Source organism: Glycomyces arizonensis DSM 44726 (assembly GCF_000482705.1).
In the GTDB taxonomy this organism is placed as follows: Bacteria; Actinomycetota; Actinomycetes; order Mycobacteriales; family Micromonosporaceae; genus Glycomyces; species Glycomyces arizonensis.
In genome coordinates this window covers 111,114-130,450 of record NZ_AXWO01000015.1, presented here as the reverse complement: position 1 = coordinate 130,450, position 19,337 = coordinate 111,114, and the positions used below count along the sequence as shown (strand labels likewise).

Annotated in this window: 22 protein-coding genes and 2 pseudogenes; 10 read left to right on the top strand and 14 right to left on the bottom strand. The window is 68.7% G+C overall.

What is annotated here, in order from left to right:
- The 6 genes and pseudogenes from H613_RS0112400 to H613_RS26255 all read left to right on the top strand — a co-directional run.
- A partial coding sequence (locus tag H613_RS0112400; RefSeq protein ID WP_026923387.1) for an ISL3 family transposase occupies positions 1–1,513 on the top strand: 1,513 nt, incomplete at its 5' end.
- 145 nt (positions 1,514–1,658) lie between these two features.
- The gene (locus H613_RS30870; RefSeq protein ID WP_156925991.1) at positions 1,659–2,264 is read left to right on the top strand and encodes a hypothetical protein; all 606 of its coding nucleotides are present in this window, start codon (positions 1,659–1,661) and stop codon (positions 2,262–2,264) included.
- A 226-nt stretch (positions 2,265–2,490) separates the two neighbouring features.
- On the top strand, positions 2,491–3,315 hold the full coding sequence (locus H613_RS0112390) for a GNAT family N-acetyltransferase (RefSeq protein WP_026924040.1): 825 nt from the start codon (positions 2,491–2,493) through the stop codon (positions 3,313–3,315).
- A 96-nt stretch (positions 3,316–3,411) separates the two neighbouring features.
- Positions 3,412–4,248: pseudogene (locus H613_RS30060) on the top strand (ISAs1 family transposase); the annotation flags it as partial.
- Positions 4,249–4,322: 74 nt separating this feature from the next.
- Entirely contained in the window at positions 4,323–4,613 is a 291-nt protein-coding gene (locus H613_RS32600; RefSeq protein ID WP_342673018.1) for a hypothetical protein, read from the top strand.
- Positions 4,610–5,458, top strand: a complete 849-nt coding sequence (locus H613_RS26255) for an NAD(P)-dependent alcohol dehydrogenase (RefSeq protein ID WP_084546571.1) — start codon at positions 4,610–4,612, stop codon at positions 5,456–5,458. The genes H613_RS32600 and H613_RS26255 overlap by 4 nt, the downstream gene beginning before the upstream one ends.
- A 112-nt stretch (positions 5,459–5,570) precedes the next feature.
- Here H613_RS26255 and H613_RS0112375 read toward each other — a convergent pair whose 3' ends face one another.
- Both H613_RS0112375 and folE read right to left on the bottom strand, forming a co-directional pair.
- Complete coding sequence (locus H613_RS0112375) at positions 5,571–6,800, bottom strand: NAD(P)/FAD-dependent oxidoreductase (protein ID WP_026924039.1); 1,230 nt, start codon at positions 6,798–6,800, stop codon at positions 5,571–5,573.
- A 56-nt stretch (positions 6,801–6,856) separates the two neighbouring features.
- A complete protein-coding gene (folE, locus tag H613_RS0112370; protein WP_035737902.1) occupies positions 6,857–7,438 on the bottom strand; it encodes a GTP cyclohydrolase I in 582 nt (193 codons plus the stop codon).
- A gap of 167 nt (positions 7,439–7,605) precedes the next feature.
- Here folE and H613_RS26250 point away from each other — a divergent pair, with 167 nt between their 5' ends.
- Positions 7,606–8,289, top strand: a complete 684-nt coding sequence (locus H613_RS26250) for a helix-turn-helix transcriptional regulator (protein WP_035737900.1) — start codon at positions 7,606–7,608, stop codon at positions 8,287–8,289.
- A gap of 369 nt (positions 8,290–8,658) precedes the next feature.
- On the opposite strand, the gene H613_RS0112360 is transcribed toward H613_RS26250, so the two are convergent.
- Positions 8,659–9,168 carry a hemerythrin domain-containing protein gene (locus H613_RS0112360; RefSeq protein ID WP_211234798.1) on the bottom strand — a complete coding sequence of 170 codons (510 nt, stop codon included), beginning with the start codon at positions 9,166–9,168 and terminating at the stop codon, positions 8,659–8,661.
- On the opposite strand from H613_RS0112360, the pseudogene H613_RS31705 reads away from it, so the two are divergent.
- Positions 9,127–9,315 (top strand): annotated as a pseudogene (locus tag H613_RS31705) (STAS domain-containing protein); the annotation flags it as partial. The gene H613_RS0112360 and the pseudogene H613_RS31705 overlap by 42 nt on opposite strands.
- Positions 9,316–9,346: 31 nt before the next feature.
- Here the strand turns inward: H613_RS31705 and H613_RS0112350 are convergent.
- From H613_RS0112350 to H613_RS26235, 8 genes are all read right to left on the bottom strand, one after another.
- On the bottom strand, positions 9,347–10,069 hold the full coding sequence (locus H613_RS0112350; RefSeq protein ID WP_026924036.1) for a polyamine aminopropyltransferase: 723 nt from the start codon (positions 10,067–10,069) through the stop codon (positions 9,347–9,349).
- Between the two features lie 21 nt (positions 10,070–10,090).
- Positions 10,091–10,375 (bottom strand): DUF2795 domain-containing protein, encoded by a 285-nt coding sequence (locus H613_RS0112345; protein WP_026924035.1) that lies wholly within the window; start codon positions 10,373–10,375, stop codon positions 10,091–10,093.
- Between the two features lie 68 nt (positions 10,376–10,443).
- Positions 10,444–10,872 carry a MerR family transcriptional regulator gene (locus tag H613_RS0112340; protein ID WP_026924034.1) on the bottom strand — a complete coding sequence of 143 codons (429 nt, stop codon included), beginning with the start codon at positions 10,870–10,872 and terminating at the stop codon, positions 10,444–10,446.
- A 36-nt stretch (positions 10,873–10,908) separates the two neighbouring features.
- A complete protein-coding gene (locus H613_RS0112335) occupies positions 10,909–11,106 on the bottom strand; it encodes a hypothetical protein (protein WP_026924033.1) in 198 nt (65 codons plus the stop codon).
- 407 nt (positions 11,107–11,513) lie between these two features.
- On the bottom strand, positions 11,514–12,206 hold the full coding sequence (locus H613_RS26245) for a TIGR02569 family protein (RefSeq protein ID WP_211234796.1): 693 nt from the start codon (positions 12,204–12,206) through the stop codon (positions 11,514–11,516).
- A gap of 219 nt (positions 12,207–12,425) precedes the next feature.
- Positions 12,426–13,091, bottom strand: a complete 666-nt coding sequence (locus H613_RS0112325; protein ID WP_035737937.1) for a response regulator — start codon at positions 13,089–13,091, stop codon at positions 12,426–12,428.
- A gap of 11 nt (positions 13,092–13,102) precedes the next feature.
- A complete protein-coding gene (locus H613_RS26240; RefSeq protein ID WP_156925990.1) occupies positions 13,103–14,239 on the bottom strand; it encodes a sensor histidine kinase in 1,137 nt (378 codons plus the stop codon).
- A 10-nt stretch (positions 14,240–14,249) separates the two neighbouring features.
- Positions 14,250–15,272: an AF_0692 family protein gene (locus H613_RS26235; protein ID WP_156925989.1), complete on the bottom strand. Its 1,023-nt coding sequence runs from the start codon at positions 15,270–15,272 to the stop codon at positions 14,250–14,252.
- 353 nt (positions 15,273–15,625) lie between these two features.
- Here H613_RS26235 and H613_RS0112310 point away from each other — a divergent pair, with 353 nt between their 5' ends.
- Entirely contained in the window at positions 15,626–16,054 is a 429-nt protein-coding gene (locus H613_RS0112310; RefSeq protein WP_156925988.1) for a DUF5980 family protein, read from the top strand.
- Between the two features lie 403 nt (positions 16,055–16,457).
- On the opposite strand, the gene H613_RS0112305 is transcribed toward H613_RS0112310, so the two are convergent.
- Complete coding sequence (locus H613_RS0112305) at positions 16,458–16,988, bottom strand: YflT domain-containing protein (RefSeq protein WP_026924030.1); 531 nt, start codon at positions 16,986–16,988, stop codon at positions 16,458–16,460.
- A 212-nt stretch (positions 16,989–17,200) separates the two neighbouring features.
- Positions 17,201–17,419, bottom strand: coding sequence for a hypothetical protein (locus H613_RS26230; RefSeq protein WP_035737895.1), 219 nt, complete (start codon positions 17,417–17,419; stop codon positions 17,201–17,203).
- A 71-nt stretch (positions 17,420–17,490) separates the two neighbouring features.
- Here H613_RS26230 and H613_RS0112295 point away from each other — a divergent pair, with 71 nt between their 5' ends.
- Positions 17,491–18,399 carry a LysR family transcriptional regulator gene (locus tag H613_RS0112295; protein ID WP_026924029.1) on the top strand — a complete coding sequence of 303 codons (909 nt, stop codon included), beginning with the start codon at positions 17,491–17,493 and terminating at the stop codon, positions 18,397–18,399.
- 43 nt (positions 18,400–18,442) lie between these two features.
- Here the strand turns inward: H613_RS0112295 and H613_RS0112290 are convergent, their stop codons facing one another.
- Positions 18,443–18,829, bottom strand: a complete 387-nt coding sequence (locus H613_RS0112290) for a hypothetical protein (RefSeq protein WP_156925987.1) — start codon at positions 18,827–18,829, stop codon at positions 18,443–18,445.
- Between the last annotated feature and the right edge of the window lie 508 nt (positions 18,830–19,337).

Below are 19,337 nucleotides of genomic sequence, written 5' to 3'. Positions count from 1 at the left end.
CTTCTCAGGACTGTCTGATCTGGATCTTAAACGCGTGGTTGACCTGGGTGATCACATTCTGATCCAGGCGATGACGGTGGATCGGCCAGTGAGCTGCCCTGATTGCGGGACCGCCGCTGAGAGGGTCCACGCTTTCTGCGAGCGGACAGTGGCCGATGTGTCGGTCGACGCGCGGCCGGTGGTCGCGAAGGTGCGGGTTCGGCGTCTGCGGTGTGAGAACGCCGAGTGCCCGCGTCGGACCTTCCGTGAGCAGGTCACAGGGGTGCTCGAACGCTACCAGCGGCGCACGGGGCGACTGGCCGCCCAGATCGGCGCGGTGGCCCGCGAGCTGGCCGGACGGGCGAGCCAGCGGGTGCTAGCGGCGCTGTCAATGGAGGTCTCCCGGCACACCGCGATCCGGATGCTCCTGGGCCTGCCGCTGCCACCTGAGCGAGTCCCGGTCGTTTTGGGGGTCGATGACTTCGCGTTGCGCAAGCGTCAGCGCTACGCGACGGTGCTGATCGACGCGGTCACCGGTGAGCGCATCGACGTCCTGCCCGATCGGAAGGCCGAGACCCTCCAGGGCTGGCTGGAGGCCCACCCCGGGGTCGAGGTCGTCTGCCGCGACGGCTCGGCGACCTACGCCCAGGCGGTCGCGAACGCCCTGCCTGCGGCGGTGCAGGTAGGCGATCGGTGGCATATCTGGAAGAACTTCGGCGAGGCCGCCTGGAAGGAGGCCTCGGCGCACGCGGCGTGCTGGGCCAAGGGCGGCCCGGCCTCGACGGCGACCAAACGCGCCCAGACCACACTGGAGCGCTGGCACGCCGTCCACGACCTACTCGATGCCGGTGTCGGGCTCCTCGAGTGCGCCCGCCGCCTGCAACTGGCGCTGAACACCATCAAACGCTACGCCCGCGCCGCCGAGCCCGATCGGATCCGCACCGCCCCGCTCTATCGCACCACCCTGGTCGACCCCTACCGCGACTACCTGCGCGAACGACGCGCAGCCGACCCGGCCGTATCGGTACAGCAGCTCCTGCGGGAGATCAAGACCCGCGGCTATACCGGCAGCCAGAACCTGCTCTACCGCTACATCAACCAGGGCCGGGTCGAGGCCGACCGCCGCCCGATCTCCCCGCGCCGCCTGACCGGCCTGATCATGACCGATCCCACCCACCTGTCCGACAAGCAGCGGTCCCTGGTCGACGAGCTCGCCGGTCGCTGCCCGCAGATGAAGGCCCTGGCCGGCCACGCCCGATCCTTCGCCGCGCTGCTGCGCCCCGAGCAGGCCAACGCCGAGCGGCTGCAGCAGTGGATCGACGAGGTCCGGGCAGAGGACCTGCCCCACCTGCACGCCTTCACGCGCGGGCTCGACCAGGACCGGGACGCGGTCACCGCCGCCTTTACCCTACCGTTCCACAATGGCCGCACCGAGGGCGTCAACACGAAAACGAAGCAGCTGATGCGCCAGATGTACGGCAGGGCCAGCTTCCGCCTCCTCCGCCACCGAATTCTGCTCGGATCCGATCACTGACCGCTACCACCGGATTTGCGACAGAGCCAATAAACTGACACTCCCAGTTGAGATAGGCTCATGTTCGCGGTGCAGCCAACCTGTCGAAATACACCCGACCATCGATTACAGCGCTATCCTTGGCCTTATTGGGGGAGGTGACGACATGGGAATGATCGAAAGGATGCAGCTCAACACTGCACGGAGCAACATTAAAAATACTGTTCTCAGTCTGGAACGTGCAAGGCAGAAAGGGGACACGAAGAAGATCGCGAAACTCGAACGAAAGTTGGCAAGTGCTTATGCAAATCTAAACTTCGCGGAGACGCACCTCGGTCAGCCGCTAACAGAGATCCCCGCCGACGTTAATATCGAGATAGTCTCAGAGGTACGCCGGAGTCTCGAAGCTGGCGAGCAGCACCGCAGCGACCCAAAAGCCAAGACCGAAACGCATTCCGCGAAGGCCAAAAGCTCGCTCAAGGAGTGGGCTGAACACCAAGCACAGAAACCCGCCACTCCGACATCGAAGGAGTACCGGGAGGCCCGCAAGGCTTGGCGCAAGGGACTGCCGGTTTATATCGCGACCGTAAAAGGCGGATGGTTCGGCGCCACGAAACCCAAGATAGTCATGAAGACCATCGCAGACATCGAAGCTGCTGGATGGAAGCTCGATCGTGCCGACGCCGAGCAGGTCCAAGGGTTCGTCAGCAGTATCTCGAACCACTCTGGCGCTCAGGTGCAGTCCACGACCCTTACCTTCAGGCGCCCTTAGCGGCAGGGCATGGGCGAAGGTCGGAGTTGGGTGTTATTTCTGGATATCGATGATTAGCGGTGGTTTGCGGTAGCCCGGGCGTTGCACCTGGCTACCTCCAAGGCGCTGGTTTCCTCGGGTTATTTCGCTGGTGTGGCAGTTCGATGAGGTGCTAGCTTCCCGGTTGACTGCAGCAGTCAGGATCGCGAGAGGCGCGTATCCGGTGCGTGCAGCATCAGGAGGCAGATTGCTCACTCGACTCTCCCAGTCCGCGTTTGGCACGGTAGCGGACCTGCTCACCGGGCTCGATCATCAGCTGAGTGTCGGAGCGGTCCTCGCCGGCGCGATGCCGGGAGCGGTGTTCGTCGACGACCCGACACGGCCGAGCGCGGTCTTCGTGCATTCCCCGGAGGGCGACTTCGTCGGTGGTGACCCGAATAACCTCAGCTTCGTCACCGGCCTGCGTGCGCACCTGACGGCGACTTTCGATGCCGAACGCGACGGCGACCTGGTGCTGTCCTTCGACCACGACGGCTGGTTGTCGGTGGCGGAGGCCATCGTGCCTGATCTGTTCCTGTTCAAGGTGCCTCGGCGGCACTACTTGTTCTGCGGCGAGCGGCCTCGGCCGGGGTCGGACCTGGCGCCCGGCTACCGGATCGCGCTGATCGACGCGGCGTTCTTGGAGCGTCAGCAAGTCCCCGACCACGTATGGGACTGGATGGACGGTAACTGGGGAGGCGCAGAGGGGTTTCTAGCCAACGGGTTCGGGGTAGCGGCAGTACAAGGTGAAGCCGTGGTCAGTTGGAGTCTGGCCGACTGCATCGTCGCAGACCGCGCCGAGATCGGCATCCATACCGCGTACGAACACCGCCGCCGTGGCCTGGCCGTCCAGGTCACCGCAGCCGCTGTCGCGGTCGCGGTCGACCGTGGGCTGACCGAGGTCGGCTGGCACTGCAACGAGGACAACCCAGGTTCGTACCGCACCGCCGAGTCCGTAGGTTTCAGGTTGGAGCGGCGGTATGACTTCCTCGCGGGCAGGTCCCAGGCCATGGGAGAGGGCCGTTGGCCTTGAGCTTGTGGTGACTGGATCGGTTGGGGCGCAGTGATGGCGCGGGCACGACCGGACGATCATTTGGGTGCTGAATCCTGTTGAACGCCAAGGAGAACCGTGCCCGCTCCCGTATCCTCCCCCATCGCCGACTGCTTCGCGAAGGTGGGACCGCTTGACCTGGACGAGGTCCCCGACCTGCGCCGTTATCTGGCGTGGGTGCCCGATCCGCGGAGGCGGTGCGGCCGCTGGTATTCCCTGTCGAGCCTGCTGGCAGTGTGCGCGGCGGCCGTGTGCGCCGGAGCGGTCACGATCGAGGCCGTGGCCGAATGGGCCGCCGATGCGCCCGGCGAGGTGCTGGCGCTGCTGGGGGTGCGCCGCCATCCGCTGGGACGTCGCCGCACGCCTTCACGGCGCTGTCTGACCGCGGTACTGGCGCGCATCGACGCCGATGCGCTGGACCGGGCGGTCTGCGCCTGGCTAACGGCCCGCTCCGCTTCCGAAGTCAGCGAGCCCGGTGATGCACTGCGGGCGGTCGCGATGGACGGCAAGACGCTGCGCGGTTCGAAGAACGCCGAGGGCCAGCGGGTCCATCTGCTCTCGGCAGTTGACCACGACCAGGCGATCACGCTCGCCCAGCGCAATGTCGGGGCCAAGACCAACGAGACCGGCGAGTTCAAGGGCCTGCTGACCTGGATCGATCTCGAGGGCGCGGTCGTGACCTTCGATGCGCTGCACACGGTCAAGGCCCAAGCCGCCTGGCTGGTCGGCCAGAAGCGAGCGCATTACGTGGCGATCGTAAAGCGAAACCAAAAGCATCTATATCGCCAGCTCAAGGCACTGCCTTGGACTGCGGTGCCGACCGGGGCGAAGGACGCCGGGACCGGGCACGGACACTCCGAGTCCCGATCGGTGAAGGTCTGCGGGATTGACCCGGCCGCCGGCGGCCTGCCCTTCCCCGGCGCGGTGAGCGCGATCAAGCTGCACCGCCGCCGCCAGGTCAAGGGCCGCACAAACAGTCCCGCGAGACCGTGTACGCGGTCACCACCTTGGAGGCCCACCAAGCGGCCCCCAGCGATATCGCGCGATTCGTTCGCCGACATTGGGGGATCGAGAATCGGTCGCACCTGGTCAGCGACACCACGTTCGCCGAAGACGCCTCCCGACTCCGGACCGGGAACGCGCCCCGCGCCATGGCGAGCTTCCGAAACCTCGCCATCGGCGCCCTTCGCCTGGCCGGAGTCACCAACCTCGCCAAGGCCACCAGGCATAACGCCCGCGACCACACCAGACCCCTGCCATTCATCGGCATCACGACATGACCGGCATCAACGACTTTCGCCCACGCCCTGACCGATTCGCCGCCGGGGACGCGGTCGCGGTCGGCAACATCGTCGACTCATGCGGCGTGTGCCGCATGTGCCGCGCGGGGCAGGAGAACTTCTGCTCTGAGTTCCCGACCCTCACCTACGGCGGCACGGACCGCCACGACGGGTCGACGACGCTGGGGGCCTACTCCCGGGAGTACGTCGTCCGCGACCGATTCGCCTACCCGCTTCCCGTCGGGCTCGACGCCGCGTCCGCGGCTCCGCTGCTGTGCGCGGGGATCACCGTGTGGGAGCCGCTGCGAGCCCTCGGCGTCACGGCCGGGACCCGCGTCGCGGTGGCGGGGCTGGGCGGCCTCGGCCACCTCGCCGTCCGATTCGCCGCCGCGCTCGGAGCCGAGACCACGGTGATCAGTCGATCGAGGAGCAAGGCCGCCGACGCAGCACGCCTCGGCGCGCACGAGCTACTCGTGTCCGCTGAGGAAACGGAAATGGCCGCGGCCCGGGACCGGTTCGACGTCGTCATCGATACCATCGCCGCCCCGCACGACGTCGCCCCCTACCTGGGGCTCGTCGCCCTGGACGGCACCCTCAGCCTGCTCGGCCACCTCGGCCCGGTCGCCCTGCAGACCACTGATCTGCTCGTGGGACGCAAGAAGCTCAGTTCGGCCGGCAGCGGCGGCCGTCCTGGCACGGCCTCCATGCTGGAGTTCTGTGCCGACCACGGCATCGCCGCCGACGTCGAGGTGCTGCCCTCCGCGCAGGTGAACGAGGCGCTCGACCGCCTGGAGCGGGGCGACGTCCGCTATCGTTTCGCGCTCGACATGTCCGACCTGGCATAGACGATCCGATGAACACGCCGGCCATGGAGTACCGAATGGTAGGGGCTGAAGGCGGCCGACCTCACCGACGCCGTCGCAGGATGGCGGCCGGGCCGGCAGCGGCATTGCGGGACTACAGCTCGGCGTAGGGCACACCAGGGTCGGCGAGCCGCTCGGGGTCGATCGGCCTTCCATCGCCGATAAGGTGCTTGATCTGGTCGACTACGTCCCAGACGTTGACATTCATCGCGGCCTTGATCCGGTTGTCGCGGTCGAGCCAGAAGGCCACGAACTTCTGAGCGGCCAGGGCACCGCGGACGACGATCCGGTCGTAGGAGCCTTCGGGAGAGTGCCCTATGTACTCCATGCCGAGGTCGTACTGGTCGCTGTAGAAGTAAGGCAGTTCGGTGTACCGCTCCGCGCCGCCGAGCAGGGCCGCGGCGGCGACGGACGGCTGGTTGAGCGCGGCGGCCCAGTGCTCGACCCGCATCCGTCGCCCCAGGGCGGGATGGTCGTGGTTGGCGATGTCGCCGACGGCGTAGACGTCGGGGTCGCTGGTGCGCAGCGAGGCATCGACGAGCACGCCGTCGTCGACGGCCAGACCGGCGGCCTCGGCCAGGCCCGTCTGGGGAACCGCACCGATGCCGACCACGATGCCGTCGGCGTCGATCCGCTCGCCGCCGTCCAGTTCCACGCCGACGGCCCGGCCACCATCGGTCAGGACGGCATTCAGTCGTGTGCTCAGGCGCAGGTCGACCCCGTTGGCCCGGTGCAGGTCGGCGAAGACCACGGCCAGTTCGGGACCGAGCGCGGCCGACAGCGGCAGATCGGCGGCCTCGACGACGCAGACCTCGGTGCCCGCACCGCGAGCGGCCGCGGCGACCTCGAGCCCGATCCACCCGCCGCCGATGACGACGAGGCGCCGTCCGGGACCGAATGTGGAGCGGATGGCGTCCGAGTCCTCGCGGGTGCGCAGGTAGTGGACTCCGCTCGCCTCCGCGCCGGGCACGGGCAGCCGACGCGGCGTCGAGCCCGTGGCCAAGACGAGTTTGTCGTACGCCACCTCGTCGCCGTCTTCGAGGCCCACGCGGTGTCTACCGGTGTCAAGGGCGATGGCACGGGTGCCCGTGCGCAGGTCGATCTCCTTCTCCCGGTACCACTCCGCGGTATGGACCAGCGCGTCGTCGAAGGGGGACGCTCCGATGAGGAAGCTCTTGGACATGGGAGGGCGCTCGTAGGGCAGGTGCGCCTCGGCGGCGATCAGTGTGACGGTGCCGGTGAAACCGTGGTCCCGGAGGGCCTCGGCGGTCTTGGCTCCGGCGAGGCCGCCGCCTATGATCACGACCTGTTGTGTGCCGTCCATGGTGCTGCTCCTTTGGCGGTTCGGTGCGGAACGGGGTCTGTCTGGGGGTGGGCGGCTCAGAAACCGGCCAGCGAGAGGAACTCTTGGCGGGAACGCGGGTCGGTGCGCAGATGCCCCAGCAGGGTCGAGGTCACCGTGCTGGATCCGGTCGCCTGCGCGCCGCGCAGCGTCATGCACGAGTGCTCGGCCCGGATCACCACGCCGACGGCCCGGGCGCCGAGGTGCTCTTGCAGCCAGTCGGCGGTCTGTTTGGTCAGCCGCTCCTGTGTCTGCGGCCGGCAGGCGAAGTGCTCGACGACGCGGGCGAGCTTGGAGAGGCCGAGCACCCGCTGGCCGGGCAGATAGCCCACGCACGCATGACCGGTGAACGGCAGCAGGTGGTGTTCGCACACCGATCGGAACGGGATCTCCCGGGCCAGGACGAGTTCGTCGTAGCACTCCTCGTTGGGGAATGTCGTCAGATCGAAGGGGCGCGGCGTGAGCATCTCCGCCCAGGCCCGGGCCATCCGCCGCGGCGTGGCCTCCAGGTGCTCAGCGTCCTGCGGCACGCCCAGTGCTTTGAGGAAGGCCGCGGCGGCGGCCTCCGCCGCAATCATGTCCGGCTCGGCGGCGGTGCCCTCGACGCGCAGTGCCGTCATCGGACGGCGACCGGATCGCTGAGGCTTCGAGCCGCTGCGCCGCCCGATGCGGCGCGAGCTGAGGTCGTCGACATGACATCCCTCTTTCTAAAACTAATGTAGGTTGTTTTTAGTGTGGGCAGTCGACGGCTATTTGTCAAGCCTCGTTAGTGGTAGAGTTCCGCCGTATGGACGAGGCTTCGCCCCCCGAGGGAACGTGCGACCTCGATGCGTTGTCGAACCCGGTCCGGCGCCGGGTCTACGACTACGTCGCGGCACACCGCGTGCCGGTGCGGCGGGACCAGGTGGCCGAAGCGGCGAATATCAGCCGCACGTTGGCGGCGTACCACCTTGACCGGCTCGCCGACGCGGGCCTGCTCACGACCGGCTACGCCCGCCCGGAAGGGCGGGGCGGGCCGGGAGCCGGGCGACCCGCCAAGCAATACGCTCCGGCGCGAGACGAGGTGTCGGTCACGATCCCGCCACGCGACTACGGCCTGTTCGCCGAGATCCTCCTCGACGCCGTCACGGCCGCAGACGCCGCGGCGATGCGAAGCGCCCTGGCCGACGCCGCCGAACAACGGGGGCGCACGATCGACGAAACGAACACCGACCTCCTGGCGACCCTCACGAACTGCGGCTATGAACCCCACGTCACCGAATGCGACGACATCGAGCTGCACAACTGCCCGTTCCACCGGGTCGCCCAACGGGAGACCGAACTGGTCTGCGGCATGAACCGGGCGTTCCTGCGCGGCGTGCTCGCCGCACGCGACGCGGGCCCCGACCGAGTCGAACTCGCACCGGCCCCGGGTCACTGCTGCGTGGTCATCCGCCCCGAGAGGCCGCACGACGGGGACGGCGCCCACTGAGCCCGCCGAGTATCCGGCAGGCGGCTCTTGGGCGGCGAGCCGGGAACTCGTCCTTCGACCGGTAAGGACGCCGCCTGCTCCCCCGGCCACCATTCGACAGGATTCTGCGGATCTCGGATGTCGATGATCCTGACTCGCGGCGCGGCCGCCCGTACCAGCGCAGCAACGCCGGCTTTACCCAGCTCAGCGCGATGTCGCGTCGGCGGCGCGGCAACGCCCCCACGGCCGGCATACGGCCGGGGACTGTAAGGATCTTGGCTCTGCCGCACTTTTGGCGGTAGCCGTCAGTGATGGGATCCGAGCGGCCGCGGTGCCGTGGCGTCGGATGGAACCGGGTTCGCCATCGGTCTCGGCCGATCACGTCGAGGGTCAGGCGAGATCGCCCAGGAGCGTGCGCGGGTCACCGTGGAGCGCGGCGGCATCCAGCACACTGATGAGCTGATGCTCCTCATAGCCGAAGTGCGACTCCATGATCGCGCCGATGCCGTCGAGATGCCGGTGCAGCGCCTCGGGCTCCGCCTCCGACGACAGCGCGGCCGAGAACTCGCCGAGCAGGTGTTCGAGCATGTTGTGGTCGCGCATCAAATTGTCGACGACCGGCCTCAGGTCCGGACGCGCCGCGAGGAGCTCGGGGAACAGCCCTGTGTCCTCGCTGCGGTGGTGGTCGCTGAGCGCGGAGCAGAACCCGCGGCAGAACACCGGCAAATCCAACCCCGCCGGGAGGTCGACCTCGCCGTCGATCGACTGCCGCGCGAGCTCCAGCGCCCGGCGAAGCCGCCGGTGAACGGCACGCAGCTGGCCGCTGAACGCGACCAGGCGATCGGTCTCGGAACTGATGGTCGACCCCCTCGTGTCGTCATCGACTTGACCGACGCCCACATCTGGGACGCCTCGGCCGTGGCCGGACTCGACGCGGCGGTCGAGAAGTACGCCAAGCGCGGCAAGACCGTCGAGCTCGTCGGCCTCAACCGCCCCAGCGCCGAACTCCACCGGGAACTCTCGGGCAAGCTCACCACCGCACACTGACCCGGCTCGCGGTGCACCGCCCCGAGGTACTTCAGCGAAGACCGGCCGCCAGGCGCGCGATGTAGACGGTGTTGGCCGCGTCCTTGCCCTGGAGCGGGTTCGGGAAGGTGACGGTGTGCGCCTCGGCTTCGGCGAAGACGTCGTGAAGCAGGTCGAGGAAGTCGTCGTCGGGCGGGTCGTTGGACCACATGGCGAATACACCGGCCGGGCGCAGGTGCGCGGCGAGCCTTCCGAGCCCGGCGGGGGTGTAGAAGGCGGCGTGCGCCGAGTTGAGCACGTGGCGCGGTGAGTGGTCGATGTCGAGCAGGATCGCGTCGTAGCGCCGACCCGGCGAGTCGGCTCCCAGTGGGCTCAAGGCCAGGGCGAAGAAGTCGCCGTGTACCAGCCTGGTCCGCTCATCGCCGGTGAGCTCGGCCGCGTGCGGGACCAGACCGCGCCGGTGCCATTCGATGACCGGCGCGAGGGCTTCGACGACGGTCAGCTCGGCGACGCGGGGGTCGGCCAGGGCGGCGCGGGCGGTGTAGCCCAACCCCAGGCCACCGACCAGGACGCGCAGCGCGTCTCCAGGCGCCGAGGCCAGCCCCAGGCGCGCCAGCTCCACCTCGGCGGCGGTGAACAGGCTCGACATGAGGTACTCATCGCCGAGTTTGACCTCGTAGACCTCGGCGCCCGCGACCGGGTCGTGGCGGCGGCGCAGACTCACCTCGCCCAACGAGGTGGGCTGGTAGTCGAGTTCTTCAAATCGTGCGCGAATGTCGGCTCCTCGATAGTGCGCTCAAGCGCTGACGGGCATGTCTGGCAGTTCGGTCCACAGAACGCGCGGGCTCGCGAATACGTCGTCGGGCAGGTCGCGCAGGACCATCAGGACCTCGTTGCGGGCGTCGGCGGTGACGGCCGCGTCGATGAGTTCGGCTCGGGCGGCAGCGCCGGCCTCGCCGATGGCCTGCGCGTGCAGCGCCGAGGCCTCGGGGATGGTCGGCTTGACCGCGCCCGGATGGGAGATGACCGCGAAGGTGCGTCCGCGCGGGGGCTCCCGCACCACTGCCGGCTCTTCCGACATGCGCCTCCTCTCCGGCGATCGACTGCGAGTTCAAATCTAACGCAACGGTAGAGTACTGGATGCGGCGGTCACGCTCGCGGCGTGGCGGCTTCAGTGCTCTGCGGCAGCGCGGCGATCCGATCGGCCAGATCGGCGGCGAACTCCTCGGTACCGGCCAGTTGATCGCGCAGCGCCTCAGCGCGGGCGCGGGCCAGGGACTGGAACGAGGCGAGTGTGGAGCGCAAGGCGGCGGCCTCGGCCTCGTCCACCGCACCGGAGGCAATGCGGTCCAGAGCGGTGAGCAGGTCGCGGATCTGGTCGAGTGACAGGTCCAGGGGCTTGAGCCGGCGGATGAACCACAGCCGGCGCACGTCCGCCTCGGTGTAGAGCCGGAAGCCGCCCGGGCTGCGCTCGGAGGGGACGACCAGGCCGACCTCCTCGTAGTAGCGGATGGTGCGCAAGCTCAGACACGTCCGCTCGGCGGCCTCGCCGATCTGCATCAGGTCATCGCCGCGCATCGCCACTCCCTTGCTCGATCGTCACGCCCTGCCACGTTACCGGCGCCTCCCGGGGTCTGCCAGGTGGCCGGCGACCGTCCACACGCGCATTGCCGCTCCGTTGCCCAGCGATCCGGCCCCATCGGACACCGACGCGGCCGCTCCGAGCGCATCGGCGCACGCCGCCGGTACGAGCGAGCCGCGCACTCGCAGCCGCCACAGGCTCCCCTCGACCGTCTGCATCGGTTCCGCCATGCCGTTCATTACTCCGTCACGATGCGCCGAATCTACCCTTACGATAGAGTCGAATGCACAGCCATGCTCGGCCAGCAGACGCGGGATCGGGGGAGGTTCGGCCCTGCGGGGGGCCGCGAAGTCGCGGAGCCGTTCGCCTTTGCGCAGGTAGGCGAGCGTGAGCAGGGCGTGGACACCGGAATCGCGAGGCCGCCACCTGGAACCGATGGTCTTGCGGTGGCTGCGGACGAGTCGTGCACCTCGGCCCGGGGCCGAGGTGGTCAGCGGCAGGCGAGAACAGCAACCGGAGCTATCGGCGGTTGATCAGGCAGCAGTGGCATTCGGCGTTCCACCAGGAGCTTCGTCGCACTCTCAACCCGCCCGCGTGCTGAACCCCCTGCCCTCCAAGCGATCGCGGTGGGCAGGCGTCAACTTTGCTGAACGAGTAGGAGGACCGCGTCCACGACCGGAGCGTGACGATCCACCAGCGACGCGTCCCACGCGTTGCAGAGGTGGAGCGTGACCATGCGGAAGGTCAAGGCGCGCAACAGCAGCTGGTCCCATTCCTCGATGTTTCGCCCTATCGCGGACAGCAGCTCGATCGGGGCGCCGTGCCAGCACACGGCATCGACTGCAGCGATTGCGGAGCCGAGACCGGTCGGCCGCCAGTACGGTGCCCAATCGATGATCGCCGGCGGCTCGCCTTCGGCGAAAAGGACATTGCCGAGCAGGTCGCCATGGATGAGCTGCGATGGCGAATCCACCGGTCGGAACGCTGCCGCGAGGCGTCCGAGCATCGCGTCGGAGGGCAGTGGCGCCTCTTCCCAAGCGATGCGATCCGCGCGAGACCAGGGGTCGTCAGCGGTGTCGATGAACGCCGGACGAGCCAGTGCCGAGATCGCATGATGGAACGCGGTCCCCGCCCTGACCACGTCCAGGAGGCGTGACTCATCGGCAGCGCCGGGGAGCCACTGCCACGCCTCCCACCCGTCTTCGACCCATCGGCCTGATGCGGCGCGGATCGGGCGCGGCGTCCGGAACTGTTCGGTGTGCACGAGACGCTCAAGTACACCAGCTCGCCAATTCGCCTCGTCCACGTCACCGGCCGGACGCAGCACCACGGGCCCGGCTCTCCACGTCAGTCCGCGGCCACCATCGAGCTTCTCCGGTCTCCTCTCCCCACTGCCGAACGCGGAAAGGACCGCATCCGATGGTCTTCTCTGAGCTGTCACGCAGGCATGCTATCGATCCACCCGAGGCTCGGCATTCGCGGATCGATCAGGGATCGCCTCCATGTCCGCCGCTGGAGGTCAGCCCGTGCCCGCGGTCCTTGCCGCGGCTCAGTCGCGGTGAGTCTGCCCGCGGTGCACCAGTCCGGTCTCGTAAGCGAGGATCGCCAGTTGGACCCGGTCGCGGAGGCCCAGCTTGGCGAGAATCCTGCCGATGTGGATCTTCACCGTGCCCGGCACGATGTCGAGGTGCTCCGCGATCTCGGCGTTGGTGAATCCGCGTGCGACCTGGACGGCGACCTGGCGTTCCCGGTCGGTCATCGCCCGCAGCCGCCGGTCTTCGGAGACGCCGGTCGCCGGGTCGGGCAAGTGGGCCGTGAAGGTGTCGAGGAGCCGGCGGGTCAGACTGGGAGCGACGACGGCGTTGCCCTGGTGGACGGCGTGAATCGCGTCGAAGAGTTCGGTGGGCCGGGCGTTCTTCAGCAGGAAGCCGCTGGCCCCGGCCCGCAGCGCGGCGTAGACGTTCTCGTCGTTGTCGAACACGGTCAGCACGAGCACCCGGATGCCGGGCTCGGCGGCCACGATCGACTCGGTGGCCCGGATCCCGTCGAGGACCGGCATCCGGACGTCCATGAGCACGACGTCGGGGCGGTGCCGCCCGGCGACGTCGATCGCCTCGGCGCCGTCGGAGGCCTCGGCCACCACGTTGATATCCCTGCGGGCCTCCAGGATCATTCGGAATGCCTGGCGCAGCAGCGGCTGGTCGTCCACCAGCATGACTCGGATCGTCACGTGGACCTCCTGCCCATGATATTCAGTCTGGTGTGGACTTCCCAGCCGCCGTCGGGCAGCGGTCCGGCTTCGAGGCGGCCCCCGTAGGCGGCGGCACGCTCGGCCATGCCCGTGAGCCCGCGGCCCCGCCCGTGCGGGACGGGGCCCGGCGACCGGCCGCCGCGGTCGGTGATCCTCAGGTCGATGTGCCCGCCGCCGTATTCGAGCCGCACGGTGGCCGAGGCCGCGGGCCCGGCGTGCGCGAGCGTGTTGGTCAGCGCCTCCTGCACGAGCCGGTAGACCGTCAGACTCAGTCCGGCGCCGCACCGGACCGGAGTGCCACCGCGTTCGAGGCGCACCCGCAATCCGGTGTCGCCCACCCGCTCCAGCAGCTCGTCGAGCTGGTCGATACCGGGCTGGGGCGCCAGCGCCGCCGCACTGCCGGTCTCGTCGCCGCGGAGCACCGTCACCAACCGGTGCATCTCGTCCAGGCACTGCCTGCCGGTGTCGGCGATCGTGCCCATCGCCTCGGCGGCGCGCTTCGGCGAGTCGGCGGCGGTGAGCCCGGCGCCGTCGGCGAGAGCGACCATCACCGCCATGTTGTGGGAGATGATGTCGTGCAGTTCGGCGGCGATCCGGTTGCGCTCCGCGGCGAGGGCGAGGCGAGCCTGTTGCCGGTCGCGTTCGGCCAGGTCGGCTCGGTGAGCGCGACGCGACCGGACCGCCGCGCCCGACAAGGCGACTGCGACGAGTGCGCAGGAGAGCGCCACCAGGTCGTTCCGGCCGAGCTCGCCTTGGAGGGCGGCGGCGGCGAAGGCGCCTTCGAGGACCGCCGCGCCCGGCCACCACAGCCTCCAGGGACGGTACCGGGCGGCCGCGTATACGGCGGCGAACGCGACGACCACCGGATAGACGAGGGCCTCGGGCCCTGCGATCCAGATCGCCGTGGCGACGGCCAATACCGTCCACAATGCTGCCGTGGGTGCCCGCCGCCGCCACAGCAGCGGCAGATGCGCCGCGGCGAACCACAGCCAACCGGCCGCCGCGACGTCGGCGCCGACCGTCTGCGGCACGTTCGCCGCGGCGACCGCGACCGCGATCCCCGCGTCCATCGCCATCGGGTGACGCGCGACCATTGCCCGAACCGGTTGCATGTTCCGCACTCTAGAGCGCGGTCCGGGCCGACGGGTCGCTGCGGCTTCCCAGGCGGAGCATCGCGAATATCGCGGCGGCGACGACCACCGCCCCCGTCACCAGAGGCTCCGGGTCTCCGCCGAGGAGTCCTTGCACGAAGAGCGGAATCACCGCGGCCTCCAGGGCGACGCAGCCGAGGGTGAAGGCCAGCACCGTGGCGCGCTTGACCTCTCGCATGCGAGTCGAGGCCCACACGACGGCGAGCACGGCCGCGATGCCGTAACCCACCGGCAGGAACCAGGGGACTCCCGCGGCGGCCAGCAGCACCATGCCGAGAAAGCCGACCAGGTAGAGCCCGGCTCCGACCGTGAACGACCGCCACAGCCGCGCCCGGCCGTCCCGACCGGGAGTCAATCGCGGCGTCCGCGGCAGCCGCACCGCGGCCACGGACAGGCCGACGGCCAGCAGGCACAGGACGGCCAGGTGGAAGACGAATACTGATCCGCTGTGGACGGCTACGTCCTCGCCGTTCAGGATGAACCTCGCCAGGCCGAGCGCGGCCGTCACCGCGGCGAGGACCACTGCGGTCTTGGCGGAGAACCACGGCCTTCCGCTGCGGCGCGGGAACAGCCGGTCGACCACCATCACCGGCAACAGCACCGAGAACAGGCCGTGCCAGGGAAGGATGTAGACCATCCACGGCACCTGGAGGTCGCCCACCGATCCGTAACCGGCGAATTCGGGGAGGGGGCTCTCCAGCGGGTAGTAGAAGGTCTCGGAGAACAGCCCTTCGTTGAAGACGCCGTAGACCATGCCCAGGACCCACAGGCCGGTCGCGCCGAGGCCGAGCCGCGCGGCGATCTCGCGCAGCGCCAGCACCGGCAGGCCGTACACCGCGATCGTGAAGGGGAAGAAGATCATCGGCGAAAGGAAGTCGGTGGGCCGCATGGCGCCGCTGGGAAGTTCCGCCAGCATCGGTGACAGCACCATCAGCGCCACCACCGGCGCCGCGACGCCCATGCCGTGTCCGCGGTTCGTATTCGTTGTGGTCATGGTCCCGAAACTATTGGCGAGCGGCGCCGATCTCGACCCTCCACGGTCGGATGTTCGGCAGCGGACGCTATGCCCGAGGGCATAGCCGGTCCGCCTCGAGTCGCAGTCGCCCTCGCTGGCGCAGACGATTGCCTACCGGATCCGTGACCGCCACGAGAGGTGGGCGAGAACCAGGGCTCGTCTAAATATTTGAAGCGTCAACCAATTGTGCCCGGGTTGTTTGTCTTGTAATGTGATTTTTACGAGGCCTCAGTCGGCGACCGGTACCAGCCCTGACGGGGGAGGCCATCTCCGGTACCGCGACACGGAGAACGTTCATGATGACGAAATCGATCTCGCGACCCCTCAGGTTGATGCTCGCCGTAGCAGTCGGACTGGCGATGAGCGTGGTGTTCAGCGCCTCGGCCGCCTCGGCGTCGGCGGCCGTCCAGACCGAGGCGCCCGCCGCGGAGGCGACCTGGGATCTGTCCAACTACGAACAGCGGATCTGCATCTGGGCCAACGGGAGCTACTCCACCTACTTCGTCGGCTTCATCGCCGGATCGTGGGACGCGCCGCTTCTGACCGAAGTACACGGTATGCCCGAGGGCACCGAGCTCTACCTGCCCCCGCCGATCCCGCCGGGCGACAACGGCGACCAGTACATCGGGACCATCTGGTTCGGCGTCGACCTGCCCCCGCTGGACTACGGGGAGTACCCGGCCGAGCTCGTCGTCACGGACGGGACGGTGACACAGACGATGCCGATCATGATCAAGGCCCAGGACGATTGGGGCTGCTGAGCCACCGCCATCGGATGCCCCACGGTTCCGGCTCATATTTCGCGACGGTCGCGGATCCGTTCAGCGGCTGAGGATGACGAGTCTTCCGAGGAGGTGGAGGGCGGCACGGCCGCACCACTCCTCTTGACCGTCTTGAGTCGGTTCACATCGCCCTCGACCGCTCCTGAGCTGTAGGACAGGAGGAGTCCCGCGGTGACGGCGCCGAGTCCTCGCGGTGGAACCCCGGGTGCCCGAAGGCGCCCGATCGGGCGGCCGGTGACCCTTGCGTTCAGTCATCATGACCGCGAACGACGTCACCGGCCCGGCCATCCCCGTCGACGGCGGCGCCGGGGCATGACCGGACCGCCCCAAAAGGCCGTCCTCGTCACCGTCCTCCGGCATCCGGCGAGTCCGGGCCCGCGGCTCAGCCGATGTGGTCGGCGCCCGGGCCGCGGCCCGGCGCGCCCTGCGCATCGAGCAATTGGCCCGCCTGCGTCGCATGCGCCGCGTCGACGAGCACGTCATAGCTGTCCGCCTCGATTCCCGACACCGAGGAGAAGTCCCGCCGACCACCGGTCATGGCATGAGCGACCAGTCCCAGCAGGCCGCCCACGATCGCGCCGAAGACCGCCCCGTACAACGCCAGCAGCAGGCCCGCGATCAAAGGGTTGATCCAGTCGAACAGCCCGAAAATCCATCCGAACAGCGCCCCCAGCACCGCACCCGAGATCGCCGCCTTCCCCGCGGCGCCCCACATGCCCATGCGGCCGGTCACCTGCTCGACGCTTCTCAGCCCCCGGCCCACAATCGCGGTCCGTTCCACCGGGAACCGCTGATCGGACAGATAGTCCACGGCCCGCTCGGCCCCGGCGTAACTGCCGTAGGAGGCCACCACCACCTGCCCGGCACCGGTAGGGGCCGCTCCAGCGGTGGGATCGTAGTCGGGTTGCGTCATCGCGTATCACCCCAATGTCTCAGCCGGTCGTCTTCCCCCCCAGGCTTCCCTTTTCTCGCATGTGGAAACTCCGGTGTCGACCGGAATCGCCCGGCGAGCTCCCGCATCGACGCGCGTCTGCTCGCACGGACCGCCGCGAACTGGAACGACCGGCGTACCGGCCGACCCGCCCTGCGATCGGCCACGGCCTACGACGATCAGCGATCAAGCATCTAGCCGGTGGCGGTCGAGCCCGCCATCAGCCGCAGCTCGGGCCGCCGTTCGGTGAGCGCGGTCGGCTCGAGCCACATGGACAGGCGGCCGCACTCGCAGCGTGCGTACACGACGGTGCCGGTGGAGGTGCGATGGCGCGACACCACGCTCAGGGCCTCGCTCATGCGCAGCTCGCACAGCGGGCAACGGTCTTCGAACGACTTCGCGGTAGTGGTCATACGCCAAGTCTCGGATTAGAATCATCCGAGAACAACGAATGTTTTCTCATCGTATCTGGTGATGTTTTCGAATGATCGATTCCAAGCTGCAAACGCTCCGCGTCCTGCGGACACACGGCACGGTCACCGCCGCCGCGCTGGCACTGCACCTCACGCCCTCGACGGTCTCGCACCAGCTCAAACAGCTCGCTCATGAGACCGGCCTCCGGCTGCTGGAGCCGAACGGCCGCCGGGTCCGGCTCACTGCGGCGGCGGAGCTCCTGCTCGAGCACGCCGACGTCATGTACGCGCAGTGGGAACGCGCCAAAGTGGATCTGGCCGCGCTCGACGCGGGGCAGCTGGGCAGTCTCCGCATGTGCGGTCTGGCGAGCACGCTCTCGGCCTTCATCGCCCCGGCCGCCAAGCGCCTCCGCGAGGCGAACCCGGGGGTGCGGCTGCACCTGGCCGCGGTCGAGTCGGACGAGGCCTTCCGAATGCTGGAGTCCGGCGACGCCGACATCGCCGTCATCAACCCGATCGACACCACGCCCCCGCCCAGCGACACGCGGTTCGAGCAGCACTTCCTGGTGGAGGATGTCGAGGACCTGCTCGTGCCCGCAGACCACCCCTTCGCCGAACGCGAGAGCGTGGCACTGGCCGAGGCCGCCGACGAGGAATGGATCAGCACACCCAACTGCGTCGACCAGGAGCAGCTGTTCCTCAGCGCCACCGCCGCCGCGGGATTCAGCCCGGACATCGCGCACCGGGCGGACGCCTCGTTCAGCGCCTCCGGCTTGGTGTGCACCGGTTTCGGGATCACCTTGTACTCCCGACTGGTCTCGATCCCGACCGGACACGCCGTGGTGCGCGTGCCGATCCACGGAAGCCCGGTGCCGACACGGCGCCTGTTCACCGCGGTGCGCCGCGGCAGCACCGAGCAGCCCGCCATCGCCCGCGGCCTTGCCGCGATCCGCGAGGAGGTCGCGCGCATCTACCCGTGATCCGCCCCCTGGCGGCGGTGTCGCGGCAGACCGAGAGACGGGCTCATGACCGCCGCCATAGGGCGGTCAGCAGCCTCCAGACCCGCATCGTCCACTTGTGACGCCAGCCGGTCGTCTCGACCAGGATCGAGACGGCGACGGTCGCGGCCGCGGGGATTGACCAGACGCCCGCCAGGCTGCTGATCCAGACGACCGGAACCGCGGCGAGCACGGCTGGAATCAGCCGAAGGTACCACCTCCGCCGACGCGCGCAGAGCGACAGTGGCAACCCCACGACCAGCGCATACGCGAGAGCAGACCCGATCCAGGCGAGAGGCCAGAAGAGGGGGCCGCCCGGATCGTTGAAGTAGATCGCAACGCCCAGGAAAGTGGCGAGGACGACCGTTGCGAAGACCGCGGGCCACACCAGCAGGCAGGCGGCCAGGAGCAACCAGGTGGCCGCCCTCGGTCCGCCGCGCCGGGCCGCGGGTCGCGGGGGGCTGTAGGAGAGGGGAGGGAGGTGCATGGGGGGTTCGCTGGGATGGGGAATTCCTGCTGCCACGGTTCTCGATTCCTCGGTCGCGCTGGGGTGGTCGCCGTTCCACGGGCCCGGAATGTGCGGCCTGTGCGCGAGCGAACCTTGATGGTGGTGGTGTAGCTGTGGGTGGATGCGGTTGCGTCTGCCGCCCGCTCCATGGAGCGGAAAATCCTGAAACTGAACATGTTCAACTCATGTTGCCGAGCCTATCACTTTGTTGACCAAGGCCAGTTGAACAAGTTCAATCATCGCTCCCGCCGATGAGGTCGTCGGAGAGGAGCGTGTCATCTCACCGCCTCGCCAGGGAGTGTGCGCACCGAATGGCCGCCGCGTTCGCCGCCATTGCGCCTTGTACCGCAAGGCGATCGATGATTCCGGTCGGTTTCGCATGATTCGCCCGCGTTCGTGTTGGCGGGCGGTC